Genomic DNA, 25,825 nt, shown 5'->3' on the forward strand with positions numbered 1-25,825 from the left:
GTCCGTTGACGATGCGGATCCTGCTCGTGACCTCGCCGCATCCCGAAGCGTCGTGGCTGCACAAGGCGCTCCAGGAGAGCGGGCACAGCCTGCAACGCACCGACGATCTGCGCGACGGCCTGTTCCTCGCGTCGCAGGAGGCATTCGACGCGATCGTCGCGACGGCCTTCGAACCCGGCAGCGATGCCGCGCTGATTGCGATGCTGCCGCGTTTTGTCGCGGAAGGCGGCGGTGCGGCGCTGGTGGTGCTGATCGGCGCGGCGTCGGCGCGCGAGCGCACCCGCATGCTGCGTGCGGGCGCCGACGCATGCTTCGGCGCGCCATACTCGTTCATCGAGCTGCACGAGCGTCTGCAGGCGTTGCAGCGGCTGGCCGGCGTGCGCGACGCGGAAGGCCCGGCCGCGCCGGTATCTGCCATCGAGACGCTCGCGCGCGAACTCAAGGACGGCAAGTTGCGTCTGGCCGTGACCCGCCGCGAATGCCTGCTGCTCGAATGCCTGATGCGCCATCCGAATGCGCCGGTACCGCGCGATCAGCTGATCCGCTATGTATGGCAGGACAAGGAGGACGTCGATCCGTCGAGCGTCAATCTCGTGGTGTCGCGGCTGCGCCGCAAGCTCGAGCGGCATCTGCCCAGCGTGCGGATCGATACGGTGAGCCGTTACGGCTATCAGGTGACGCTGACGGATGCATGAGCCCGCTAGTGCGGCTCGCACCGCACTGCGAATACGAAGGGCGCGCGGCCGACGGCAGCGCGCCCTTCGCGCGTTTACGAGCCGAAAAACGGTACGCAGAAATCGGGCGGGCCGACGCAATCGCCGGGGCCATCGGGCTGCGCGGCGGCACAGCCGGACAGCACGAAGCCGGCGGCGAGCGCGACGAGCGCGAGGCGCGCCGAGCGGACGAGCAGGGGACGAATCTTCATGAACGGCAGGCGATCCGGTGAAGGGAAGGCGGCGGCGTAGGCGGCGTGGCGGCGTGAGCCGGGCACCGCGCCCGGCCGCACGGCGGCGGGCATCGATGCGATCAATGCGATCAATGCGAATAGAGCGTGGAGTCCAGGTATTTGATCTGCCCGTCCTGTTCGGCATGCACGAGTTCGGCGTAGACCTCGGCGCGCGTCTTCTCGTGCATCGCCTGGCCGTAGGGCGGCACCCACTGGCCCGCAGCCCGCGTGCCGGGCACGCCGTCCTTGGTGGCGGCCGGTGACATCTGCGCCGGCTGGCCCGCGGCCTGGGCGAACGCGGGAACGGATAGCGTGCCGATGGCGGCGAGCATGGCGGCGGCGACGATGTTGGCGGTTTTCATATTCGGATTCCTCATGATGATCGACTGGAGTCATCCCCTGTTCGGCGTGTGGCTGCCGCGCATCGGGTTGAGGACAAGCATAGAAGAGCGGAGCTAGCGGACCGGCATACGCAACGTGAAAAGAAATTCATGCGGGCGGCCTCATCGGGCCGACATGAAACCGGTGCGTCGCAAACATGAAGCAGGTTTCATTTTTCAGGCCGTTTTGATAACGGCGCTGTCATGCCCGCTGCCTAAATTGTGCGCGATCGCATCGCGCCGTCCCACCGTGGCCGGCGATGCGAGAAGACCGATCCACTCTAGCGAAACCATCATGAAGAAATATCTGGCAATCCCGGCGGCGATCGCGTGCTTGCTTGCGGGTCCGGCCCATGCGCAGAGCAGCGTCACGCTGTACGGCACGATCGACGCGGGCCTGGACTACATCAGCAACCAGAAATCGCCGGCCGGTGCCGGGCCGGCCTACGGCGTCCAGAGCGGCAACGTCAGCACGTCGCGCTGGGGGCTGCGCGGCAACGAGGATCTCGGCGACGGCCTGGGTGCCGTGTTCACCCTCGAGAACGGCTTCAACGGCGCGAACGGCAAGTTCGGCAACGGCGGCGACGAGTTCGGCCGCCAGGCGTGGGTCGGCCTGTCGAGCCGCCGATGGGGCACGGTGACGCTCGGCCGCCAGTACGATTTCCTGGTCGACTTCGTCGCGCCGCTGTCGGCAACGGGCTCGGGATTCGGCGGCAACATCGCCGATCATCCGTACGACAACGATAACCTCGCCAACGACACGCGGATGAACGACGCGGTGAAGTTCAGCAGCGCGAAGTACGGCGGCTTCTCGTTCGGCGGTGCATACGGCTTCAGCAACCAGGGCGGCGCGGCCGGCAACAACAACGCGTACAGCGTCGGCGCGCAGTACGTGAACGGCCCGGTCGATCTCGCCGTCGCATACCTGCAGTCGAACCAGCCGGGCGGCGTGAACGCGCCGCAAAACACCGGCGGTTCGCTGAGCAGCTCGGATGGCGACGCGATGCTGGTCGGCGGCCGCTGGCGCACGTTCGGCGCCGGTGCGCACTACGCGTTCGACCATGCGACGGTCGGCTTCGTCTACACGAGAACGATCCTGAACGACCCGCGCGAACTGTCGCAAGGCGGCGCGTACGGCGCCGTGAACGGCCGGTTGCTGACGTTCAGCAACTACGAACTGAATGCGCGCTATTTCCTGCAGCCGGCATTCTCGCTGGGCGGTTCCTATACGCTCACGCAGGGCCGCTTCGACGATGCGGGCCGCAGCATCGCACCGACGTGGAGCCAGTTCATGCTGCAGGCCGACTACGCGCTGTCGCACCGCACCGACCTCTATCTGGAAGGCGTGTACCAGCGCGTGGCGGGCGCGGACGGCGTCGCGGTGCTCGGCAACGCGGGGATCTTCAACCTCGCCGCGTCGGGCAACGATCGCCAGGCGGTGGTCGCGGCCGGTATCCGTCACAAGTTCTGAGCGGCGGGGGCCACGTAAGAACAAGGCACCCGTCATCGCGACGGGTGCCTTGACCTGCGACACGCCGTCTGCGTGTCGAGAGGGACTCAGGTCGCGGAACGGGCCGGTGTCGCGGTGCCGGATGAGGTTTCCTCCGCCGACCACCCGCCGCCCAGCGCGGCGATCAACCCCACCGCCGCCAACTGCCGGCGGGTGTCCAGCTCCAGCATCGCGACCTTCGTGTTCAGCTCGGTGGTCTGTGCGGTCACCACGTCGAGATAGCTGACGACGCCGTCCCGATAGCGCGACATCGACAGCTGCAGCGCGCGTTCGGCCGCATCGAGCGCCTCCTGCTCGCGAGCGGCTTCGTCGCCGAGGTGATGCGTAAGCGCGAGGTTGTCCTCCACCTGCTGGCACGCGGCGAGCACGACCGCGCGATACTGCGCGCCGTTCTCGGCCAGTTGCGCGTACGCCTGGTCGGTGAGCGCCCGGCGGCGGCCGCCGTCGAACAGCGTCAGCGCGAGGCTGGGCCCGAGCGACCAGATCTCGTTCGGCGCGCTGAGCCAGTGCCCGAGGCCGGAACTCTGGTATCCGCCGATCAGCCCGAGCGTGACGTCGGGGAAGAATGCCGCGCGCATCACGCCGATCTTCGCGTTGGCGGCCGCCATGCGGCGCTCGGCGGCCGCGACGTCGGGGCGCCGCTGAAGCAGCGTGGCGGGAAGGCCGGCCGGGATCGACGGCAGATAGGCAGCGTGCCGGTCCGGCGTCAGCGAAAACGACGACGCCGGCACGCCCGTGAGCGTCGCGATCGAGTGCTCGTAGAGCGCGCGCCGCGCCCGCACGTCCTCGGCCGACGCGCGGGCCGAATCGAGCTGCGTCTGCGCGCGCGAGACGTCGAGATCCGACGCGATGCCGCCCGCATGCCGGCTCATCGTCAGCTGCAGCGCGCGCCGGTAGGTGTCGATCGTGTCGGCCAGCAGTCGTTGCTGCTGGTCGAGCCCGCGCAGGTTGAAGTACGCGTTCGCGAGGCTGGTCTGCAGGCTCAGCCGCACCGACGCGAGATCGTCGGCGCTGGCCTGTGCGTCGGCGCGCCCGGCCGCGACTTCGTTGCGGACTTTCCCCCACAGGTCGAGGTCGTAGTCGAAGCCGGCGTCGAGCGTGTTGGCGCCATAGACGTTCGGCTGGTTCGAGCCGCGCAGCGGCCGCGTGGCCGATTGCCGGTTGCTCGAAACCTGCGCGCCGAGGCCGATGGTCGGGAACAGCCCCGAGCGCGCCTGATCGAACAGCGCGGCCGCCTCGTCGTGGCGGGCCACGGCGGCGGCCACGTCGGGGTTGGCCGCGGCCACCTGCGCTTCGAGCCGGTCGAGCACGGGATCGCGGAAGGCCTTCCACCAGCCGTCGCGTGCGATCCGGTCGGCCGGCTTCGCGGCCTGCCAGCCGCCCGCTTCCTTGAAGCTGGCCGGCAGCGCGGTCCGCGGCGTGTGATAGGTCGGCGCGAACGAGCACGCGGAGAGGAACGCGACGCCGGCGAGCAGCGCGCAGAGCCGAAGCCGGTTAGCCATTCGCACGCTCCGTGCCGTGCGCGGCCGATGCGACGGTGCGGGCCGGCGCCGCCAGCCTGACCAGATCGCCCGCGGCCAGCGAGTCGGGCGGGTTGTCGATCACGCGATCGTCCGGTGCGAGGCCGGTCGCGATCTGCACGTGCGTGCCGAGGTCGGTCGCGATCGTCACGGGCTTGAGCACCGCGCGATCGTCCTTGCCGACCACGGCGACCTGCAGGCCGGCCTGCCGGAAGATCAGCGAGCTCGCCGGGATCGTCAGCACGTGGCTGCTGCCGGCCGGCAGCGCGAAATGCACTTCGGTGTATTCGCCGGGAATCAGCTTGCCGTCGCGGTTGTCGACCATCAGCTGCACGAGCAGCGTACCGGTCGAACCGGCGATCGAGTCGTCGGTGTCGGCGAGCGTCGCATGGAAGGTCTCGCCCGGATGCTCGGGCACGGTCAGCGTGGCCGTCATGCCGGGGCGGATCGCGGCCGCCTCGTTTTGCGGCACGCTCACGTACACGCGCATCTGGTGCACGTCGGACACGGCGAACAGCTCGGGGCCTGCGCCGCCGCCGGCCGAGATCAGCTGGCCGATGTCGGTCTTGCGCGCGGTCACGACGCCGTCGAACGGCGCGACGATGCGCTTGAACGCCTCCAGCGCCTCGAGGCGCCGCACGTTGGCCTCGTTGGCCGCGACGATCGCCTGCTTGGCTGCGAGGTCGCTGGTCTTCTCGTCGGTTTCCTGCTGCGACACGGAATCCTGCGCGAGCATCCTGGTCCAGCGCGCGGCCGTGGACGCGGCGAGTTTTTCGTTGGCGAGCGAGCTTTGCAGGTCGGCGCGCGCCTGTTGCAGTTGCTGGTCGAGCTCGGGCGTGTCGATCAGGCCGAGCAGCTGCCCCGACTTCACGTGTGCGCCGATATCGGTGTACCACGCATGCAGGTAGCCCGACACCTGCGCATGGATCGGCGCGCTCTCGAACGCGGACAGGTGGCCGGGCAGCACCAGCGTGGCGGCGTCGGCGCCGGTCGACGGCGTATACGCGACCACGGTCGGCACGGCCTGTTCGGCGGACCAGGTCGTCATTGCCTGTTTCGCGTGCGCGCGGCCGACGATGCCGTTCGTCACGATGCCGACCGCGATCAGCGCGGTGATCGTGGCGACGAGCTTGAGGTTGGGTAGCCGTTTCGGCGACTTGATATCGATCTCAGTGGACATGGGAAGCTCCGGACGCGGAAAGGGAGGAAGCGCGGGAAGCGTCGTGCTTCAGGGCGTCGCGCCGATGCACGAGGCTGAACACGACGGGAACGAAGAACAGCGTCGCGATCGTCGCGCACGCGAGGCCGCCGATCACGGCGCGGCCGAGCGGCGCGTTCTGCTCGCCGCCGTCGCCGAGGCCGAGCGCCATCGGCGCCATGCCGATGATCATCGCGAGCGCCGTCATCAGCACCGGGCGGAACCGCGTGAAGCCGGCTTCGAGCGCGGACGCCAGCGCGTTGCCGGTTTCGGCCAGGCGCTCGCGCGCGAAGCTGACGACGAGGATCGAGTTCGCCGTGGCCACGCCCATGCACAGGATCGCGCCGGTGAGCGCCGGCACCGACAGCGGCGTGTGCGTGGTGAACAGTATCCAGACGATGCCCGCCAGTGCGGCCGGCAGCGCCGAGACGATCACGAACGCGTCGGCCCACGAGTGGAAGTTCACGACGATCAGCAGGTAGATCAGCGCGATCGCGCCGACGAGGCCGAGCAGCAGGCCGGCGAACGCGCCGTTCATGGTCTGCACCTGGCCGCGCAGCGTGACGGTCGAGCCCTTGGGCAGATCCTTCGCGGTGGCCTTGACGATGCCGTCGACGTCGGCCGCGACCGCGCCGAGGTCGCGCCCCTGGGTGGTCGCGTAGACGTCGTACAGCGGCTCGATGTTGTAGTGCGACACCACCGCGTCGCCGACGCCGCGCGTGATCGTGGCGAGACCGCCCAGCAGTTGCGACTGGCCGCTCGCGCCGGTGACCGGCAGATTCTGCAGTGCCGACAGCGTCGTCATCCTGTACTGCGGCGTCTGAGCGACGATCGGATAGGACACGCCGTTGCGCGGGTTGAGCCAGTAGGTCGGGGCGACCTGGCTGGTGCCGGCCAGCGTGGCGACCACCGAGTTCGTCACGTCCTGCTCGGTGATGCCGAGCTGGTCGGCGCGCGTGCGGTCCACCGCCACCGTGAACTGCGGGTAGGTGCTGGCCTGCTGGATGCGCGCATCGGCGACACCGGCGATCAGGCGCAGCTTGCGGTACAGCTCGCGCGCATACGCGAGGTTCGCTTGCCGGTTGGGGCCGGCCACCTGCAAGTCGACCGGGGCCGGCGCGCCGAAGTTGAGGATCTGGCTGACGATGTCGGCGGGCAGGAACGAGAACGTGGTGCCCGGATACGCGCGCGGCAGCCGTTCGCGCAGCTGGCGCACGTAGCCGGCGGTCGGTGCGTGATCCTTCGACAGCGAGATCAGGATGTCGCCGTCCTGTGGCCCGAGCGTGCCGCTGTTGTTGTAGGTCAGGTTGATCCCGCTCTTCGGCAGGCCGATGTTGTCGATCACCTCGCCCAGCTGCGCGGGCGGGATCACGCTGCGGATCGTGTTCTCGATGCGGTCGAACTCGGCGGCGGTTTCCTCGACGCGCGTGCCGACCGGCGCGCGCACGTGCAGCGAGATCTCGCCCGAATCGATGGCCGGAAAGAAGTTGCGGCCGAGCCACGGCGCGAGCAGGAACGACGCGGCCACCACAGCCAGAAACGCGATGACGAACGGCTTGCGGCGCGTCAGCGCCAGGCCCAGCAGGATCCGGTACGACGCGCGCACGGCCTCGAAGCGGCGCTCGAACCCGCGCTGGAAGCGCACCAGCGGATTGCGCGACGGCGGCACGTCGTGCGCGCCCGGATGGCCCGCATGCGAATCCATGATCGCGGCGAGCTCGCCCGACGCATGGCCGGCCGACGCGTGCGGCTTGAGCAGGTATTGCGCGAGCATCGGCACGAAGGTGCGCGACAGCACGAACGACGACATCATCGAGAAGATCACGGCCTTCGCCATCGGCACGAACAGGAAGCGCGAGATGCCGTCGAGCATCAGCATCGGCACAAACACGATGCAGATGCACAACAGCGAGACGAGCGCCGGCATCACGATCTGCTTCGCGCCGTCGACGATCGCGGTGCGCGTGTCCTTGCCCTGTTCGAGGTGCCAGTTGACGTTCTCGATCGTCACGGTCGCATCGTCCACGAGAATCCCGACCGCGAGCGCGAGGCCGCCGAGCGTCATCACGTTGAGCGTCTCGCCGGTGGCCGCGAGCAGGGCGATCGCCGACAGCACGGCCAGCGGGATCGACGCGGCGATGATCAGCGTCGAGCGCCACGAGCCGAGGAACAGCAGGATCATCAGCGAGGTCAGTGCGGCGGCGATGATGCCCTCGCGCGCGACGCCGCTGACGGCGCCCTTCACGAAGGCCGACTGGTCGCCCATCGTGACGAGCTTCAGTCCCGGCGGCAGCGTCTGCTCGATCAACGGCAGCTTGGCCTTCACGCCCGCGATGATGTCGAGCGTGGACGCCGAGCCGTTCTTCAGGACACTCATCAGCACCGCGCGGTGGCCGTCCACGCGCACGATGTTGCTCTGCGGCGGGAAGCCGTCGCGCACGTGCGCGACGTCGCGGATCATGATGGTCGTGCCGTCGACCGACTTGATCGGCAGGTCGTTCAGCGCGTCGAGCGCGAGCGGGCTGTTGTTGAGCTTGATGTTGTATTCGAAGCGGCCGATCTTCTGCGTGCCGGCCGGGATGATCTGGTTCTGCTGCGCGAGCGCGTGCGCGACGTCCTGGGCCGACAGCCCCTTCGACTGCAGCGCCTGCGGATCGAGGTCGATCTGCACCTCGCGCGCCTTGCCGCCGTACGGCGTCGGAATCGCCACGCCAGGCACCGACAGCAGTTGCGGGCGGATGAAGTTCTCCGCGTAGTCCTCCAGCTTCTGCTCGTCGAGCGTGTTGCTGGTCAGCGCGATCTGCAGCACCGGTACGGTCGACGCGTTGTAGTTGAGGATCTGCGGCGGAGTGGTGCCGGGCGGCATCTGCTTGAGCACGGTCTGCGAGATCGACGTGACCTGCGCGGTGGCCGTGCGGATGTCGACGGTCGGCTGGAAGAAGATCTTCACGATGCCGAAGCTGCGGAACGACTGCGATTCGATGTGCTGGATGTCGTTGACCGTCGTGCCGAGCGCGCGCTCGTAGTACGTGACGATGCGGCCGGACATGTCGTCGGGCTGCAGCCCGGAATAATTCCAGACGACGCTGATCACCGGAATGCGGATATCCGGGAAGATGTCGATGGGCGTGCGCACTGCCGCCAGCGGTCCTGCGATCAGGATCAGCAGCGCCAGCACGACGAACGTATAGGGCCGGGTGAGCGCGAGCCGGACAATTTTCAGCATGGGGTGCTGCTCCGTTCAAAAGCGTCGTCAAGAAGAGCCGGCGGTGCGCGGCCTCGGGAAAACACCGACGCGCCGCCGATGACCGCATTCTGCGCAGCGGCCCCTAACAGCCGGTCGCTAAAAAGATGAAACAAGTTTTAGGTGGCGGCGGCCGGATTCAGCCGAGCATGTAGCCCGAGCCGCGGATCGTGCGGATCAGCGGCGCGCCGCCGGGACGGTTCACTTTCTTGCGCAGGCGGCCGACGTGCACGTCGATCAGGTTCGTGCCGGGATCGAAGCGGCAGCCCCACACGGCCTCGAAGATCATCGTGCGCGTGAGCACGCGTCCGGCGTGGCGCATCATGAATTCCAGCACGCGCCATTCGGTCGGCAGCAGCGCGAGTTCGCGACCGTCGAGCGTGACGCGGCGGCGCACCAGATCGAGTTCGAGCTCGCCCGCGCGCAACACCGTCTCGACCTGCGGGCCGCGCGGCCGGCGGCGAATCAGCACATCGATACGCGCGCACATTTCGTCGAGCGAGAACGGCTTGACGAGATAGTCGTCGCCGCCCGCGCGCAGCCCCTGGATGCGCTGGTCGACCTCGGACATCGCGCTCATCACGAGCACCGGCGTGTCGAGCCCGACGCCGCGCATGGTCGCGAGGATCGTGAGGCCGTCGAGGTCAGGCAGCATGCGATCGAGCGTGACGACGTCGTAGTCGGCGCTCATCGCCTTCGCCATGCCGTCCCGGCCGGTGCGCGCGACGTCGACCTCGTGGCCGGCGGCGCGCAGCGTCTGCGAGATGTGATCCGCGATCAGCGGATCGTCTTCGATCGTGAGGATGCGTGTCATCGACGAAGCGGACCAGGCAGCGTCACGCAGCGGCGAGCCGCACGGCTGCGCGCTCGTGCGCGCGGTAGTGGTCGACGACGTAGTCGATGAAGCTGCGCACCTTCAGCGTCAGATAGTTGCGGCTGGGATAAAGCATCGATACGCAGCGCGGGCCGCCGTTGACTTCGTAGCGCTCGAGCAGCGGCAGCAGCGTGCCTCGTGCGAGATCGTCGGCGACGAGCGGCTGCGGCAACTGCGTGATGCCCATGTGGTTGAGTGCCGCGAGCCGAACCATCATGCTGCCGGTCGATGCCAGTGCGTTGCCCGTATAGACGCGGTAGGAGCCGTCGACGTCCGAGAACTCCCAGCTGCGGGCGGTGCCGTTCGATACGGTCAGCAGGCTGTGTTCGTTCAGTTCGACCGGATCGTTCGGCGTGCCGTGGCGCGCGAGGTACTCGGGCGATGCGACGACCACGTCGCGCACGTTCATCAGCATCCGCGACACGCAGGTCGCGTTGATCAGGCGGCGATCGTCGCAGAAGCACACGTCGTAGCCGCCTTCGACCATGTCGACGTGCGTGTCGAACGTCGTGACGTCGAAGCGCACGCGCGGATGGTTCGCGCGATACGTCGACAGCAGCGCGCCGAGACCGGCCGCGACGGACGTGGCCGACGCGGCGATCCTCAGCGTGCCGCGCGGGTCGCGCGTGGCCTGCGCGAGATTCGACTCGATCTCGTCGAGCTTCTCGATGATCGTGCGGCATCCGTCGAGGTATTCGCGGCCGGTCTCGGTGAGCGACAGGCTGCGGGTCGTCCGGTTCAGCAGGCGCATGTTCAGATGCGCTTCGAGCATGCCGACGCTGCGCGTGACCGCAGCCGCCGACATCCCGAGCTGGCGGGCGGCGAGATTGAAACTCGACAACTCGACTACGCGCGTGAAGACGCGCATCGCTTGCAATTGATTCATGGTCTGCGGAAGGATGGAATTGACCGGAGGCCCGCGCCGACGAGGATCGATCGCTGCATCCTGCTGCGCTTGGCCGGCGAGATAGCGAGCCGATTATGGGAGGCGGATCCGGCGCGCACGCTTAAAAAACGACGCGGATCGGATGAAATTTCGTTTAAGGAAGCGGCCGGAGAGGAGAGGGCATGCGCTGCGCGGGCACACGATGAACGGCTTCGCGGCGGCGTCCGGCATCTAAAAAAAACTTCATGAAGCGACACCAAATCTTCAGGTGCGCGTGGGGGGCGGCTGCCGATAATAGCGCGAGACAGCTAGCCATGAGGAACGCAAGAAATGACGCAGCCGCTGAGTATCAAGATGATCGAGGAGCACGGCAAGCCGGTGGTGCTGGTGTCGATCGAACGTGGCGCCGCGGTGCTCGATCCCGAGGATGTCGACGCAGTGATCCAGTATCTGAGCCTGCTGCGTGCGTCGATGCAGCCGGCGGTGCCCGAAATGCCGCCGCGCGAGCACCAGTTCGTGACGGAAATGGACCCGTGCTGGTATGCGGAACGCCATCCGCTTTACGGCGGCGCGGTGCTGTTGCTGCGGCACACCGGCCTTGGCTGGGCGAGTTTCGCGCTGCCGCCGCAGAGCCTCGCGCGTCTGCACGGATCGCTGACGCAACTGCTCGAGGACGAGCAGCAGGTGATCGGCCTGCCGAACTGAGGACGAGGTGCCAGTCGGTTGCGCCGGCCCTGGCGCCGGCGGGCAGCGTGCGGTCGTGCGACTGCGCGACGGACGAGAGGGGCATCGCTCGACGCGAGGCGCGTGCGGGCTTCCGGAACACCGAAAGCCCGCCGCGGCGCAAGGGTGCTCAGAACGTGTGACGCAGCCCGACCCGGCCGACCGCCTGACGGCCGTTCGACGACGGATCGAAGCCCGCGACCTGCGCGACGGCACCGCCGGACGCCGTCTGCAGCGCCGCGAGCGCATAGATGGCCGTGCGCTTGGACAGTTCGTATTCGGCGCTCGCGTTCAATTGCCGGTATCGGGGCGCCTGGCCGGTCGCATGGTCGCGGCCGGTCGTGTACGTATAGCCGAGGCCGAAATTGAGCTGGCTCGTGGCGGCGAGCGTGCCGGCGATTTCGTAGTTCTGGAACTTCACGTCCTGCTCGTCGTCGCCCTGCTGGAAATCGACGTCGGTGAAGTTGCCCATCAGCTTGACCTTGCCGATCTGGTACGACGCGCCGGCCGCGAAGATGTTCTGGCTGCGCGCGTTCTCGAGGGCGTTGCCGTATACCGCGTTCGTGTAGCCGCTGCCGTTCTGGTAGCTCTGCACGGCCTGCTCCGGATCGTTGACGCGCAGATAGCCGACGCCTGCCGAGAACGGCCCGTTCGTATACGCGACGGCCGCGCTGTAGGCGGCGTTGTCGGAAAAGCGGCCGGCCAGGCCGCCGAACGAGTAGAGTGCCTCGCCGGTGAAGCCGGCGATCGTCGGGCTCGTGTATTTCACGGCGTTGCTGACCGCAAAGCCGTTGTCGAGGTTGTCCATGTCGTTCGGGTGGGAGAAATACCAGCCGCCGAAATAGCTGTTCAGCGAATACGGCTCGATCAGGTCGACGACCGGATCCCACTGGCGACCGAGCGTCACCGTGCCCAGGCGCTCGCTCGACAGCCCGACGTAGGCGTTGCGGGAGAACGCGAGGCCGCTGCCGAGCCCGCCGTTCGCGGAATTGAAGCCGCTTTCGAGATCGAAGATCGCGGCGAGCCCGCCACCCAGGTCTTCGCGACCGCGCAGCCCCCAGCGGCTGCCGGCGCTGACGCCGCTCGCCATCTGCCAAAGGTGCTGGTCGCCGACGTTCGACGCGAAGTCGATCCCGGTGTCGATGATGCCGTACAGCGTGACGCTGCTTTGCGCGTGTGCATGGGAGAACAGGCCGCAGCAGGCGAGCGCGCACGTCATGCGCAGTAACCGTGTCGTTTGATTCATGGATGGGTGTCTCGATCGGGTTGACGGATATCTTTTGCAGTCCTTTGTTAAAGGGCTGGTCGTCGACAATATAGCGTCGCCAATAGCGCGCGAGACGGAAATTCAGTCTTTCGGTTTTCGCGTTGGATTCGCGCACGTGTCAATCGACATGGGCGATTGAGCTTCGTGGGGCGCATGGGGACGACGATCGCGGCTGCGTGGTCTCGCCATACGCGAAATCCGGATTCGGACGGTCGAGAATGCGCGACGGCGCCATGTCCGGCGCAGTCGGCGCAAGCTGCCGGCGCAGCAGTGCTCTGGAGTAAAAGTGTGAGTGCATTGATCTAGCGCGGGTGTCCGAGGGGGCATTGAGCGCTCGCGCCGCGGCGAGCGACAAGCGGTGCCGTCGCCGTTTCGGCTCCCCAAGTATTTCTGGCGCGGCCGGTCCACGCATCGCGGCTAGAACTCTTCGTACCGTACGGAGACCAGCGGCGGTTTGTCGCCGCGCCGGGCCATCATCCGGTATGCCCATCTCGATGTTTACCCGACCTCAAGTCCGCGGCCGTGCCGCCGTTAAGTCAGGAACGCATGCGCAACATCCGTCGGGAACCTAGCGCGCGTGAGATCAAGGAGACCCACCAAAGTGAACTTCTTCGGAATCGGCCGCGGCGGCCGCGCGTCGCGCGCACTCGTCGGCGACATCGCCGAGCAGGCCGGCAGGCTCGGCATCGAGATCTGCGACGTATCGGGTCACGTCGAGGAAGTCGCGACCCGTGTCGCTCGGCAGGCGGAGCTCTGCCACACGTTGCGCGAGTCGGCCGCCTTCACGCTTCGCGGCAACCACCGGATCGCCGAGGCCGCACAGCAGGTGCGCGACGTCAGCGCCAATGCGTCGAACGCGGTTCGGCAGTCACAGCAGACGATCGAAGCCTCGCTCGCGGACATTCATGGGCTCGTCGAGGGCGTCACCACGATCAGCGATCAGATGGGCGCCCTACGCGACGCGCTCGACCATGTGCGGGCGGTGTCCGAGGAGATTTCGGTCATCGCACGCCAGACCCACCTGCTCGCGTTGAACGCCGCGATCGAGGCCGCCCGCGCGGGCGAATCGGGTCGCAGCTTCGCGGTCGTCGCGGCGGAGGTCAAGAATCTGTCCGCGAAGACCGGGCAGGCGACCGCCCAGATCGAGACGACCCTTGCGCGGCTCGCCGAGCAGACCGAACACCTGATCGCGGAAGGAACCGGCAACGCCGCGCGCGCACATCGCGTGCGCGAGGGCACGCGCACGATCGGCGAAGTCGTGCACGCGACCGGCAACGCGATCACCGAGCTCGCCGGCGAGGCCGAACAGATCGCGTCGCTGACGGACGAGATCGAGACGCAGTGCCACCGTCTCGACGAACAGGTGGGCGAGATGGCGTCCGGCGTCAAGAACTCGAGCGACAACTTCTCGCAGGCCAAGGACCGGCTCGGCAATCTGCTCACCGTTTCCGAGACGCTGATCGAGCTCACTGCCGCGACCGGCATCGAATCGCCTGACACGCGCCTGATCGACACCGCGCGGAGCACGGCCGCCGCGATCGGCAAACTCTTCGAGGAGGCGGTCGGCCGCGGCGATATCGCACTCGACGCGCTGTTCGACGCGCACTACGAACCGATTCCCGGCACCGACCCGCAGCAGTTCATGACGCGCTTCACGGCGTTTACCGATCGCGTGCTGCCGGCCGTCCAGGAGCCGGTGCTCGACCTCGACGAACGCATCGTCTATTGCGCCAGCTTCGACCGGCAGTGCTACCTGCCAACCCACAACCGCAAGTTCTCGCTGCCGCAGCGCGCGGATGCCGCATGGAACGCGGCGAACTGCCGGAACCGCCGGATCTATACGGACCGGACGGCGCGCATGTCCGTGTCGCATACCAAGCCGTTCCTGTTGCAGACCTATCGCCGCGACATGGGCAACGGCCAGTTCGCGCTGATGAAGGACGTGTCTGCGCCCATCGTCGTCGGCGGAAGGCCATGGGGTGTCCTGCGGATCGGCTACAGCGTCTGAATCGGCGCTTACCGCTCCAGTCCCACGCGCATCGGCCGCTGATCACTGCGCTCGTGAGCGTCGACCAGCCACCGTGTAACTGTGGATGTCTGTCGCTCAAAGCTTGCGCGCTCTACAATCCGGGCGACATCGCCCATCGACGTGGAAGTGGTGCGCGTTATCTGCAAGGCGATACGTCGCGTACGGTGCTGGTTGAGGACAGCCAGTCGTGATTGGCCGTCTCAGCACGGGGATCACGTGCCGTAGATGTTCTCGCAGAGCGCGACACTCGCCCCCAGCTTCCGGGAGAGATCGGCGGCCGCATCCAGTTGCGGTCGATCCAGCTCGCCCGACTCGTGCGCGGCGCTGAGGCGAGACGCCGGACCGGAAAGCGTCAGCGCCGCCATGAACTTGTCGCCGGCGCCGAAGATCGGCACCGCGAACGCCGCCGTGTGCACATCGCGTGCACCCGCGGTGAAGAGGGGCAGTGCGGGCGGCTTGTCATAGATCGGTTCGCCGAGTCCCCAGAAACGGATCACCTGGCTGATGGCCGTGTCATCGAGCGGCAGCATCGTCCCCGCGAGCCGCGTTTCACGCAGGCCTTCGGACGGCTCGGCCCGAAACAGGCAGAGCCGTTGCCCGCTGTCGTGCACGTAGTACGATGCGCTTTCCTTCGTCAGCGCCGCCAGCGCATGCAGCGCCGGTTCGACCACCGTGGACAGATGGAACGACTGCTCGTACAGCTTGCCGAGGTAAAGCACGCGGTGCCCAAGTGAATAGTTGCCGGACTGCGCGCGCACGACATAGCCCATTCGCTCCAGCGAGTTCATCAGCCGATAGACCGTCGTCTTGTGCATGCCGGATGCCTGCGACAGCGTCGCGAGCGATTGCGATTCGGCGCCGGGCTTGAAGCAGTCCAACAACGAAAGCGCTTTTTCCACGGCAACGACCCCGTCGTTTCCCATTCCTTTTCTCCCGTCGATATTCCCCCGTAATTGTACAGAGTAAAACGCTGGTTTACCACGTAAAAGGGTAAACGCCAGTGCCATGGCGTGCCTCGTCTGGCTATAGTGATTTCACTACGTACACCAGTGTTGTACAGAGTACAACGAATAACCCGAGGTCGAATCATGAGCAAGACATCCGTCAGCACTTCTCCGATCAATCGCGACATCGAACGCGTCTCGCCCGAACTCGTTCAGGCGGCCGCGCGCTACCAGGCCGCGATCCTGGCCGACGTCGCGGGCCGTCGCGGCACGGTGCATGGCCGCGTGCGGCCGTTGTCGCCGAAGATGAAGGTCGCCGGCCCGGCAGTCACGGTCGAAGTCCGCGCGGGCGACAACCTCGCGATCCATGCGGCGCTCGCCGTCGCGAAGCCGGGCGACGTCGTCGTGGTCGATGGCAAGGGCGACATCTCGTGCGCGCTGCTCGGCGAAATCATGGCGGCGCAGGCGAAGGCGAGCGGCATCGCGGGCATCGTCATCGACGGCGCGGTGCGCGACGCGCACGAACTGGCCAACGGCGACTATCCGATCTTCTCGGCCGGCCTCAATCCGTGCGGCCCGACCAAAAGCGTCGCGGGGCGCGTGAATGCGCCGATCTCGCTGGGCGGCACGGCGGTGAATCCGGGCGACCTGGTGGTCGGCGACGCCGACGGCGTTGTCGTCATTCCGCGCGCCGATGTCGCGCGCATCGTCGATCTCGCGCAGAAAAAGCTCGACGTCGAAACCGCGCGTATCGCGGCGATCCACAAGGGCGACGTTCGTCCGGGCTGGATCGAGAAGGAATTGCGCGCAGCGGGCATGCTGGCCGAAGGCGAGGCTCTGTGATGCAGACGGCTTCGCATAAGTCCGTGGTCCTCGTGACCGCCGCCGATCTCGCGCCGCAAGCGCTCGAGATGCTTGCGCAGTTCGACGTCGTGTTTGCCGGCAAGCAACCGACCGAAGACGATATCGTCGCGCTCTGCATCAAGCACAAGCCGGTCGCGATCATCGTCCGGTACGGCAAGATCAACGCCCGCATCATGGACGCCGCCGAAAACCTGCAAGTGATTTCGAAGCACGGCAGCGGCATCGACGTGATCGATCAGGACGCTGCCGCCGCACGCGGCATCGCGGTGCGCGCCGCTGTCGGCGCGAACGCGGCCGCCGTAGCCGAGCACGCATGGGCGCTGATGCTCGCCTGTGCGAAGTCGGTCCCGCAGCTCGATATCCGCATGCGCGAAGGCCATTGGGACAAGTCCACGCACAAGTCCGTCGAACTCGACGGGCGCACGCTCGGCCTCGTCGGGCTCGGCGCGATCGGCCGGCGCGTGGCCGCGATCGGCGCGGCGTTCGGCATGAAGGTTCTCGCGTTCGATCCGTTCGCGAAGGAAGCGCCCGCCGGTGTGAAGCTCGTGCCGCTCGACACGCTGTACGCGGAATCGGACGTCGTGTCGCTGCATTGTCCGCTGACGGCCGACAACCGCCGGATGCTCAACCGCGACACGCTTGCGCGTTTCAAGCGCGGGGCGATTCTCGTCAACACCGCACGCGGCGGCTTGATCAACGAAGCCGCGCTTGCCGACGCGCTGGCGAGCGGCCAGTTGCGCGCGGCCGGGCTCGACAGCTTCGACGTCGAGCCGATGACGGCGCCGCACCCGTTCCAGCAAATCCCCAACGTGATTCTGTCTCCGCATATCGGCGGCGTCAGCGATGCCGCATACGTGAACATGGGGAAGGGCGCGGCCGCCAACCTCCTCGCGGTGCTGGACGAACGCGCGCACAGCGCGGCTTGAACCCTGAACATCGAGGTACGCATGTTTTATCTAACGAATCCCGACGTGCGCGAAGCCGAAGTGTTCACGCGCATGCCGGACAAGTTTCGCAAGCCGGACGTTCGCACGGAATGGGCGCGCGCGAATCGCGGCGGAATGGTCACGGATTCCTTTCTCGAAGGGCCGGTCTGGGATCCGGACGGCTATCTGTTTGTCACCGACATTCCGCACGGGCGCGTCTTCCGCATTTCGCCGTCAGGCGACTGGGATCTCGTCGCCGAATACGAGGGCGAGCCCAACGGGATGAAGCGCTTCGACGCATCGCACCTGATCATCACCGACTACCGCAACGGCTTGATGCTGCTCGATATCGAGCGCGGCGAAGTCCGTCCGTATCTCGAGCGCCGCAACACCGAGCGCTTCAAGGGCGTGAACGACCTGACGTTCGACTCGGCCGGCAACATCTATTTCACCGACCAGGGGCAGACCGGGCTGCACGATCCAACCGGCCGCGTGTATCGGCTGTCGCCCGACGGCAAGCTCGACCTGCTGCTCGGCACCTGCCCAAGCCCGAACGGCCTCGTCCTGTCGCGCGATGAGAAAGTGCTGTTCGTCGCGATGACGCGTGGCAATGCCGTCTGGCGCATGCCGCTGCAGGCCGATGGGTCGGTCACGAAGGTCAGCCAGTTCTTCACGTCATACGGACCGAGCGGTCCCGACGGCCTCACCGTCGATCTCGAAGGCCGCCTGTTCGTCGCGAATCCGGGGCTCGGCCGCGTGTGGGTGCTCAACCACTGCGCGGAGCCCGTCGAGATCCTGACCGGACCGAAGGGCGCGTCGCTCACAAGCGTGTGCTTCGGCGGCCCGGACATGAAGACGCTTTTCATCACCGAATCGACGTCCGGTTCGATTCTGAAAGCGGATATGAGCATTGCCGGTCCGCTGCCGAAACAGGCAACGAAGAAGGACTGAGACCACGAGCCGGGAAGCCGCTCGTCCGCTTCCCGCCCGTATGCCGAAAGATCGCGCCGCCAGCCGCGCGACGAAGGAGACAAGCATGACCATTTCGCACGTGCTGCGTGCCGGCGATGACGCATTGCGCGCCGACGCGCCATCCGCCGAGCGCCTTGCCGACGACGATTACGCGGCCAGCGAGCGCACGCTCGCCAAGGCGTTCCGGCGCATTCTGCCGTTCATCTTCGTCTGCTACGTGATCAGTTATCTCGACAGGACCAACGTCGGTTTTGCCGCGCTCACGATGAACAAGGATCTCGGCCTCACGGCCGAGCAGTTCGGTTTGGGTGCCGGCCTGTTTTTCATCGGCTATTTCCTGTTCGAGATTCCGAGCAACCTGATCATGCAGAAGGTCGGCGCGCGCGTGTGGATCGCGAGAATCATGATCACGTGGGGCCTGTTCTCGATGGCGACGGCGTTCGTCGTCGGGCCGAAGAGCTTCGCGGCTGCGCGTTTTCTCCTCGGGCTTGCCGAGGCGGGGTTCACGCCCGGCATCTATCTCTACTTCACGCACTGGTTTCCCGGAAAGTGGCGCGCGAAGGTGACGGCCGCATTCCTCGTCGGCATTCCCGTCGCGAACATGATCGGCTCGCCGATTTCCGGCGCGCTGCTCGAACTCGGCGGCCTGCATGGGCTGCGCAGCTGGCAGTGGCTGTTGCTGATCGAAGGCGTACCGGCCGTGCTGCTCGGCATCGCGTGTCTGTTCGTGCTGGCCGACCGTCCGGAGAAAGCCGCGTGGCTCAGCGACGAAGAGAAGGCGTCGCTCGCGAAGCGCCTCGCGTTCGAACAGCGCGACATCGGCGCGAAGCACGGCACCAACCTGCGCGACGCAATGACGAACTGGCGCGTGTTCGTGCTCGCGTTCATCAACTTCTGCGGGATCGTCGGCTCGCTCGGCGTCGGCTTGTGGATGCCGCAGATCATCAAGCAGTTCGGCGTCGAACACGCGGTGGTTGGCTGGCTGACGGCCATTCCGTATGCGATCGGTGCCGGCGTGATGCTCTGGTGGGCGCGTATCGCGAATCGCGCGGCCAACCGCATTCCGTATGTCGCAGGCGCACTGGCCGTCGCTGCCGTGGCGTTGTGCGCGAGCGCCTTCATTCATGAGCCGGCTTTCAAACTGATCGCACTATGCGTCACGGTGAGCGGGATCCTCGCGTTCCAGGCGACGTACTGGGCCATCCCGTCGGGATTCCTCACCGGCCGGGCCGCCGCGGGCGGGCTCGCGCTGATCGTGTCGGTCGGCAATCTCGGCGGCTTCGTCGGGCCGTCGATGATCGGCGCGCTCAAGCAATTCTCCGGCGGCTTTACCGCGCCGCTCGTCGCCGTGTCCGGTGTGCTGCTGCTCGGCGCATTGACCATTGCATGGCTCGGCGATCCGGGCTCGGGCGCCGGCGAAGCGCCCGCAGCCCGCGAGCCGTGAATCTTTCTTCGTCAGACCACCCACAAAAACAGTTTGGAGACTCCATGTTGTCGAATCAGGCCAGCCGGAATACCCGCCCGACCTCCCGCTTCGTGCTCGGCGCCATTACCGTCGCGAGCGCGACCTCGTGGTGCGGCGCCGCCCATGCGGAAAGCAGCGTCACGCTGTACGGCATTGCCGACGTCGGTATCGAGCACATCAACAACACGAGCACCGGCGGCGCGCAGACGCGCGAAGCGTCGGGCAACCTGTCCGGTTCGCGCTGGGGGCTGAAGGGAGTAGAGGATCTCGGCGGCGGCATGAAGGCCATTTTCCAGCTGGAAGGCGGCTTCAACATCAATGACGGCACGACCGCGCAGTCGACCAAAGGTCTCGGTTCGAATGCGGCCACGACGTCGCGGATTTTCGGGCGGCAGGCCTGGGTCGGGCTGTCGTACCGCGGTCAGCAACTGACGTTCGGCCGCCAGAACTCGCTCTTCTACGAACAGGCCGTGGCGTTCGACCCGATGGGCGCGTCGTCTCGATACTCGGTGCTGTCGCTCGACTACGCAGCGGCCGCGCGGATCGACAATTCGGCGAAGTACACCGGCGTGTTCGGTCCGCTGACGGCGCAGGCAATGTACAGCACCCGCTACGACACCGGGTACGGCGCCGAGGTGCCGGGAGCGCAACTCACCGGCCGCTTCTTCAGCGGGGCGCTGAATTTCGCGCAAGGATCGTTCGCCGCGAGCGTGTCGTACGAGCAGCGCAACAGCAACACCGTTGCGTCGAACACGGGCACCGAGCGCCGCGCGACGGCCGCCGCGTCGTATGCGATCGGACCTGTGAAGGGATTCGCCGGTTATCGCTACCTCCATGCGTCGAACGCGTTCCTGCCGGCGAACCCGATCCGTGTCGCGAACGGCTCCGAAGCCAGCGCGGCGAACCTGTACTGGGCTGGCGCGCAATACGCGGTGTCGCCGGCGTTCGTGGTCACGGCAACCGCCTATTACCAGGACGTGCATTCGACGAGTGCCGATCCGTGGCTCGCCGTGCTCGGTGTGGACTATCTGCTGTCGAAGCGCACCGACATCTACGCAACGGCGGGTTTCGCGCGCAACAAGGGCGGCTCCGCGCTCGGCGTGAATGGCTACGGCACGGTCGCCCCCGATCACAACCAGACGGGCGTGGTGATCGGCATGCGCCAGAAGTTCTGAGGCGAGCGCGATGCAGACCGTTCACGCGCCCCATCTGCCCGTCAGGCCCGAGTGGCTTGCATTGCGCGACGAGCCGGTGCTCGAACCCGCGCTGCCCATCGTCGACGCCCATCATCACCTGTGGGATCGACAGAGCGGGCGCTATCTCGCGGACGAATTCGGCGCGGACGTGCATGGCGGGCATCGGGTCGTGTCGACGGTCTACGTACAGTGTCGGTCGATGTTGCGTGCAAGCGGGCCGGACGCGTTCAAGCCGGTTGGCGAAGTGGAATTCGCGAACGGCATCGCCGCGATGTTCGAAAGCGGCGCATACGGCCCCGCGCGGTGCTGCGAGGCCATCGTCGGCGGCGCCGAATTGTCGCTCGGCGCGCAACTCGATGCGGTGCTCGACACGATGCTGCAGGTGTCCGGCGGGCGGCTGCGCGGCATCCGCAATCCGCTCGCGTGGCATGCGAGCCCCGACGTGCGGTCGAGCCCGGTGACACCGCCGCGCGACCGGATGTCGGATCCGGCTTTCCGGCAGGGCGTGACGACGCTCGCGCGCTACCGGTTGTCGCTCGATGCGTGGGTCTATCACACGCAGCTCGACGACCTCTACGACCTGGCGCGCGCATGCGAGGACGTCATCGTCGTCATCGACCATTTCGGCGGCCCCGTCGGCGTGGGCCCGCATGCCGGACGGCGTGCGGAAGTCCACGCACGATGGAAACGGCACCTCGCGCGTCTGGCCGCACTGCCGAACACGCGCATGAAGCTCGGCGGCGCGGGCATGACCGTGTTCGGTTACGCGTTCGCCGCGCGCGAACTGCCGCCGTCGTCGCAGGAACTGGCGGCCGCATGGCAGCCGTATTTCGACACCTGCGTCGAACTTTTCGGCGTCGATCGCTGCATGTTCGAGAGCAACTTTCCCGTCGACAAGGGGATGTTCAGCTATCGCGTGCTGTGGAACGCCTTCAAACGACTCGCGTCCGCGATGTCGGCCGATGAAAGGGCCGCGCTGTTCAGCCGGACGGCCGCATCGACGTATCGCATCGCGATTCCCGGAGACAACCCATGAAGACGAGTGCAACCGTGGCGACGCAGGACATCGATTCCGCAGCCGCGGAACAGAGGCTCACGCGCATTACCCGTATCGAGCGGCGTTCGCTGTCGCTCGCGGGGCTCGGCTGGACGTTCGAGAGCTACGACTCGTTCCTGCTTTCGCTGCTGCTGCCGACGCTCGCGCTGCAGTTCGGGCTGAGCAAGGCGCAGCTCGGCATTTTCACGAGCGTCACGGCGGCCGGACAGATCGTCGGCGGCATTCTGTTCGGCTTCGTGTCCGACCGGATCGGGCGCGTGCGCACCGCGCTGCTCTGCGTCGGCATCTATTCGCTGTTCTCCGGCCTGATCGCATTCGCGCCCGACGCGCACTGGTTTGCGACGTTGCGCTTTTTCGGCGCGCTCGGCATGGGCGGCACCTGGACCGCCGGCGCGGCGCTCGTCGCGGAGACCTGGCATCCGAGCCGGCGCGGCAAGGGCGGCGCGCTGATGCAGATGGGCCTGCCGATCGGCGCGATTCTGGCGATCGCGATCTCGGGCGTCGTCGGTGCCGCGCATGGCGGATTGACCGGCGACAGCTGGCGTTTGCTGTTCCTGATCGGTGCGTCGCCTTTCTTCATTCTGTTCTGGGTCGCGCGCAGGACGCCGGAATCGCCGATCTGGCTCGAACGCAGGCACGCGAAGTCGCAGGCCCGCAAGCCCGACACGGCAAGTCACGAGAAGCTGAACGTGCGCGGCCTGCTCACCGCGTTCTGCTTCATCTTCTTTCTGCAGTACCTGTACTGGGGCGTATTCACGTGGACGCCGACGTTCCTCATCACGGTGAAGCACCTCGACTTCGTGCATAGCCTGAAGTTCGTGCTGGCGCTGCAGTTCGGCGCGATCACCGGGTTCCTGCTGTTTTCGGCATGGGTCGACCGGCTCGGGCGGCGGCCGATGTTCCTGGCCTACCTGCTGGTCGGTGCGCTGGCCGTCGGGGTGTACATCGTGTCGGCGAATCCGTTGCTGCTGATGACCGCGATCTTCCTGACCGGCTTCAGCGTGAACGGCATCTTCGCGGGCGCCGGTCCATTCCTCGCCGAGATCATCGGCAACACGGCATCGCGCGGGTTCTTCATGGGCCTCGCGTACAACGGCGGCCGGCTCGGCGGCTTCATCGCGCCGCTGATCATCGGTGCGCTGGCGTCGACGTCGGGCGGTTTCGTGCTCGGGCTCGCAACGACGATCGTCGCGTTCATCGCCGCGGCCGCGGTCGTACTGTTCGCGCCCGAAACGCGCGGAAAGGCGCTGTCGTGAACGTGGCGGCGCAGGCGGGTTGGGTGAGCAAGCTGTTTCCCGCGCTGACGGAGGCATCGCTGCGGCGCTATCTGAGCGGGCAGGTCGCGTCGGTGCTCGGCAGCTGGACGCAGAACGTCACGCTGAATCTGCTGACCTATCACCTGTCCGGATCGGCGGCGATCCTGGCGCTGCTCAACTTTTTGCTGTACGGGCCGCAGCTGATCGTCGCGCCGGTGGCGGGTTCGCGCATCGGCTCGGCCAACGCGCGCCGCGTGACGCTATGCGTGCTGACGACATCGCTGCTGCTGACGGCCAGCCTCTTCACGTTGTCGCTGCTCGGCCTGCTCGGCGTGAAGCTGATCCTCGCGCATGCGCTCGCGATCGGCGTGTCGAGCGCGGTGGAGACGCCCGCGCGGCAGGTGCTGCTGCTGACGAGCCTGCAGGATGCGACGCACACCTCCAACGCGGTCGCGATGAACACGATGGTCTACAACGTCGGGCGCATGGTCGGCCCGACCATCGCCGGATTCGTGTATCCGACGCTGGGGCCGAGGACGTCGTTTGCGATCTATGCGCTCGCGTTGTGCTTCATGGCGGCGTGCGTGCGCTCGATCCGGACCGCGTCGGTGAATCGCCCAGCGCGCGCGGACAGCGGCTTGCGCGACGCGGTCGGCTACGTGCTGTCCGATGCGTTCTCGGCCCGCTATCTGCCGATTCTCGCGTGCATCGGCCTGTTTGCCGGCAGCTATCAGACGCTCGTGCCGCTGCTCGCTGACCAGGGCTTCCACGACGCGGCGCGCTTTACCGGCGTGTTCTTCGCCTGCGCCGGCGCCGGCTCGTTGAGCGCGGCGGTGCTGCTGTCGTCGGCGTTGGGGCCGCGTGCGTCGCACCGGTTCATCGCGTATGCACCGTGGACGGCAGTCGGCGCGCTGGCCGTGCTGGCCGCGACGACCGATGCGGCGGGATCGATTCCCGCGTTCTATGCGCTCGGCTTCAGCCTCACGTTCGCGGCCACGTCGACCAACGCGACCATTCAGCGCCAGTGTCCGGACCACGTGCGCGGCGGGCTCGTCGGGATGTACGGGATGGCCTACAACGGCACGATGCCGTTCGGCTACCTGCTCGTCGGCAGCGCATCGGAGGCGCTCGGCGTCCGACACACCTTTGCCGCCATGGCCACCGTGCTCGCGTGCGGCGTCGTTGCGGTCATCGCGTGGCAACGGTTTACAGGAACGCGCTCAGGCGCACAATAAAGGAGACAACATGCAAACCGCTTTCATGGACGCGTCCGCGATCGAGCGCCGGACCATACGAAAGGTCGTCTGGCGACTCATTCCCTTTTTGATGCTCTGCTACCTGCTTGCCTTCATCGACCGGGGCAACGTTGGGATGGCGTCGCTGCAGATGAACCATGACCTCGGGATGTCGGCGCAGGTGTTCGGGTTCGGCAGCAGCCTGTTCTTCATTTCATACTTCTTCTTCGAAGTGCCGAGCAACCTCGCGCTGCAGAAATACGGCGCGCGGATCTGGATCGCGCGAATCATGATCACGTGGGGCATCGTGTCGGCGGCGACCGCGCTCGTGCACAACGCGACGACGTTCTATGCGGTGCGCTTCCTGCTGGGCGCGGCCGAAGCTGGCTTCTTCCCCGGTGTGCTGCTGTATTTGTCGTACTGGATTCCCACGCAGTATCGTGCGCGGATCGTCGCGACGTTCATGGTCGCGATTCCGGCCGCCAGCTTCATCGGCTCGCCGATCTCCGCGCTGCTGTTGCAGATGGACGGCGTCTGGGGCCTGCGTGGCTGGCACTGGCTGTTCATTCTCGAAGGCGTGCCGACCGTGCTGCTCGGCATCGCTTGCCTGTTCATGCTGACGAACAAGCCGGACGATGCGAGGTGGCTCGACGACGACGAGCGCGCATGGCTCTCGAGCGCGCTGGCTGCCGGCCACAAGACGCGCAAGAAGGTGCCGTCGCTGCCGCTCACGCAGCTGTTCCGCAACCGCTACGTGCTGTGCCTTGCGCTCGTCGACACGTGCGCTTCCGCGGCGGGCAGCACGCTGTCGGTGTGGCAGCCGCAACTGCTCAAGTCGTTCGGCTTGACCGTCATGCAGACCGGCCTGTTGAACTCGGTGCCGTACGCGGTGGCCTCCGTGCTGATGGTTTACTGGGGCCGGCGCTCGGATCGCGTCGGCGAGCGGCGCTGGCACACGGTCGTGCCGATGCTGCTGATCGGCGTGGGCCTGTTCGCGACGTCGCTGAGCGGATCGCTGCTGCCGACGGTCTGCATGCTCTGCGCGGTGCTGGTCGGTGCGTATTCGTTCAAGGGGCCGTTCTGGGCGCTCGCCACCGACATGCTGTCCAACAGCACCGTGGCGGCCGGGCTCGCGACGGTCAATGCGATCGCGAACCTGCTCGGCGGCGGGCTGATGGTGAACGTGTACGGATGGGTGAAGGCGGCGACGGGCAGCTATGCGCTCGCGTTGATGCCGCTCGCGATCCTCACGCTCGTGAGCGTCGCGACGCTGTTGCTGCTCACGCGCAATCATTCGGCCGGCAAGCTGGTCGGCACGACGGGGACGATCTGA

At 66.9% G+C, this 25,825-nt stretch carries 22 protein-coding genes; 13 read left to right on the plus strand and 9 right to left on the minus strand.

Annotated features, from left to right (window positions below; translation table 11 throughout):
* The first annotated feature begins 11 nt into the window (after positions 1 to 11).
* Positions 12 to 695, plus strand: coding sequence for a response regulator transcription factor (locus C3Y15_RS00170; protein ID WP_059454685.1), 684 nt, complete (start codon positions 12 to 14; stop codon positions 693 to 695).
* Between the two features lie 74 nt (positions 696 to 769).
* Here the strand turns inward: C3Y15_RS00170 and C3Y15_RS00175 are convergent, their stop codons facing one another.
* Together C3Y15_RS00175 and C3Y15_RS00180 are read right to left on the minus strand one after the other, a co-directional pair.
* The gene (locus tag C3Y15_RS00175; protein WP_059493863.1) at positions 770 to 1,039 is read right to left on the minus strand and encodes a hypothetical protein; all 270 of its coding nucleotides are present in this window, start codon (positions 1,037 to 1,039) and stop codon (positions 770 to 772) included.
* Positions 1,036 to 1,308 carry a DUF4148 domain-containing protein gene (locus C3Y15_RS00180; protein ID WP_059457570.1) on the minus strand — a complete coding sequence of 91 codons (273 nt, stop codon included), beginning with the start codon at positions 1,306 to 1,308 and terminating at the stop codon, positions 1,036 to 1,038. The genes C3Y15_RS00175 and C3Y15_RS00180 overlap by 4 nt, the downstream gene beginning before the upstream one ends.
* Before the next feature lie 313 nt (positions 1,309 to 1,621).
* Between C3Y15_RS00180 and C3Y15_RS00185 the strand changes: the two genes are divergently transcribed.
* Positions 1,622 to 2,797, plus strand: coding sequence for a porin (locus C3Y15_RS00185; protein ID WP_059493861.1), 1,176 nt, complete (start codon positions 1,622 to 1,624; stop codon positions 2,795 to 2,797).
* A gap of 86 nt (positions 2,798 to 2,883) precedes the next feature.
* On the opposite strand, the gene C3Y15_RS00190 is transcribed toward C3Y15_RS00185, so the two are convergent.
* The 5 genes from C3Y15_RS00190 to C3Y15_RS00210 all read right to left on the minus strand — a co-directional run bounded on the left by C3Y15_RS00190 (position 2,884) and on the right by C3Y15_RS00210 (position 10,558).
* Entirely contained in the window at positions 2,884 to 4,338 is a 1,455-nt protein-coding gene (locus C3Y15_RS00190) for an efflux transporter outer membrane subunit (protein ID WP_124259702.1), read from the minus strand.
* Positions 4,331 to 5,536, minus strand: coding sequence for an efflux RND transporter periplasmic adaptor subunit (locus C3Y15_RS00195; protein WP_059493857.1), 1,206 nt, complete (start codon positions 5,534 to 5,536; stop codon positions 4,331 to 4,333). The genes C3Y15_RS00190 and C3Y15_RS00195 overlap by 8 nt, the downstream gene beginning before the upstream one ends.
* Positions 5,526 to 8,780 (minus strand): efflux RND transporter permease subunit, encoded by a 3,255-nt coding sequence (locus C3Y15_RS00200; RefSeq protein ID WP_059457566.1) that lies wholly within the window; start codon positions 8,778 to 8,780, stop codon positions 5,526 to 5,528. Before C3Y15_RS00200 ends, C3Y15_RS00195 begins: the two co-directional genes overlap by 11 nt.
* Before the next feature lie 157 nt (positions 8,781 to 8,937).
* Positions 8,938 to 9,612 carry a response regulator transcription factor gene (locus C3Y15_RS00205; protein ID WP_046422774.1) on the minus strand — a complete coding sequence of 225 codons (675 nt, stop codon included), beginning with the start codon at positions 9,610 to 9,612 and terminating at the stop codon, positions 8,938 to 8,940.
* A 22-nt stretch (positions 9,613 to 9,634) separates the two neighbouring features.
* Positions 9,635 to 10,558, minus strand: coding sequence for a LysR family transcriptional regulator (locus C3Y15_RS00210; RefSeq protein ID WP_046422772.1), 924 nt, complete (start codon positions 10,556 to 10,558; stop codon positions 9,635 to 9,637).
* Positions 10,559 to 10,888: 330 nt separating this feature from the next.
* Here C3Y15_RS00210 and C3Y15_RS00215 point away from each other — a divergent pair, with 330 nt between their 5' ends.
* The gene (locus C3Y15_RS00215; RefSeq protein WP_046422771.1) at positions 10,889 to 11,263 is read left to right on the plus strand and encodes a hypothetical protein; all 375 of its coding nucleotides are present in this window, start codon (positions 10,889 to 10,891) and stop codon (positions 11,261 to 11,263) included.
* Positions 11,264 to 11,411: 148 nt separating this feature from the next.
* Here the strand turns inward: C3Y15_RS00215 and C3Y15_RS00220 are convergent, their stop codons facing one another.
* Entirely contained in the window at positions 11,412 to 12,500 is a 1,089-nt protein-coding gene (locus tag C3Y15_RS00220) for a porin (protein ID WP_059493855.1), read from the minus strand.
* Between the two features lie 649 nt (positions 12,501 to 13,149).
* On the opposite strand from C3Y15_RS00220, the gene C3Y15_RS00225 reads away from it, so the two are divergent.
* Complete coding sequence (locus C3Y15_RS00225) at positions 13,150 to 14,556, plus strand: methyl-accepting chemotaxis protein (RefSeq protein WP_059461602.1); 1,407 nt, start codon at positions 13,150 to 13,152, stop codon at positions 14,554 to 14,556.
* A gap of 233 nt (positions 14,557 to 14,789) precedes the next feature.
* Here the strand turns inward: C3Y15_RS00225 and C3Y15_RS00235 are convergent, their stop codons facing one another.
* On the minus strand, positions 14,790 to 15,500 hold the full coding sequence (locus tag C3Y15_RS00235; RefSeq protein ID WP_059493853.1) for an IclR family transcriptional regulator: 711 nt from the start codon (positions 15,498 to 15,500) through the stop codon (positions 14,790 to 14,792).
* A 165-nt stretch (positions 15,501 to 15,665) separates the two neighbouring features.
* Between C3Y15_RS00235 and C3Y15_RS00240 the strand changes: the two genes are divergently transcribed.
* The 9 genes from C3Y15_RS00240 to C3Y15_RS00280 all read left to right on the plus strand — a co-directional run bounded on the left by C3Y15_RS00240 (position 15,666) and on the right by C3Y15_RS00280 (position 25,825).
* Positions 15,666 to 16,364 (plus strand): methyltransferase, encoded by a 699-nt coding sequence (locus C3Y15_RS00240; protein WP_059454674.1) that lies wholly within the window; start codon positions 15,666 to 15,668, stop codon positions 16,362 to 16,364.
* A complete protein-coding gene (locus C3Y15_RS00245; RefSeq protein WP_059493968.1) occupies positions 16,364 to 17,311 on the plus strand; it encodes a hydroxyacid dehydrogenase in 948 nt (315 codons plus the stop codon). The genes C3Y15_RS00240 and C3Y15_RS00245 overlap by 1 nt, the downstream gene beginning before the upstream one ends.
* Positions 17,312 to 17,332: 21 nt before the next feature.
* Positions 17,333 to 18,262, plus strand: coding sequence for an SMP-30/gluconolactonase/LRE family protein (locus C3Y15_RS00250; protein WP_059493851.1), 930 nt, complete (start codon positions 17,333 to 17,335; stop codon positions 18,260 to 18,262).
* 85 nt (positions 18,263 to 18,347) lie between these two features.
* Entirely contained in the window at positions 18,348 to 19,727 is a 1,380-nt protein-coding gene (locus C3Y15_RS00255) for an MFS transporter (protein WP_059457557.1), read from the plus strand.
* 44 nt (positions 19,728 to 19,771) lie between these two features.
* Complete coding sequence (locus tag C3Y15_RS00260; RefSeq protein WP_059457556.1) at positions 19,772 to 20,923, plus strand: porin; 1,152 nt, start codon at positions 19,772 to 19,774, stop codon at positions 20,921 to 20,923.
* Positions 20,924 to 20,933: 10 nt separating this feature from the next.
* Positions 20,934 to 21,980 carry an amidohydrolase family protein gene (locus tag C3Y15_RS00265; RefSeq protein ID WP_059493848.1) on the plus strand — a complete coding sequence of 349 codons (1,047 nt, stop codon included), beginning with the start codon at positions 20,934 to 20,936 and terminating at the stop codon, positions 21,978 to 21,980.
* Positions 21,977 to 23,257, plus strand: coding sequence for an MFS transporter (locus C3Y15_RS00270; RefSeq protein WP_046422748.1), 1,281 nt, complete (start codon positions 21,977 to 21,979; stop codon positions 23,255 to 23,257). The genes C3Y15_RS00265 and C3Y15_RS00270 overlap by 4 nt, the downstream gene beginning before the upstream one ends.
* Positions 23,254 to 24,492 carry an MFS transporter gene (locus C3Y15_RS00275; protein ID WP_059493846.1) on the plus strand — a complete coding sequence of 413 codons (1,239 nt, stop codon included), beginning with the start codon at positions 23,254 to 23,256 and terminating at the stop codon, positions 24,490 to 24,492. The genes C3Y15_RS00270 and C3Y15_RS00275 overlap by 4 nt, the downstream gene beginning before the upstream one ends.
* A gap of 10 nt (positions 24,493 to 24,502) precedes the next feature.
* Positions 24,503 to 25,825 (plus strand): MFS transporter, encoded by a 1,323-nt coding sequence (locus C3Y15_RS00280; protein ID WP_059493844.1) that lies wholly within the window; start codon positions 24,503 to 24,505, stop codon positions 25,823 to 25,825.

Source organism: Burkholderia sp. B10 (assembly GCF_004368385.1).
Taxonomy (GTDB): domain Bacteria; phylum Pseudomonadota; class Gammaproteobacteria; order Burkholderiales; family Burkholderiaceae; genus Burkholderia; species Burkholderia vietnamiensis.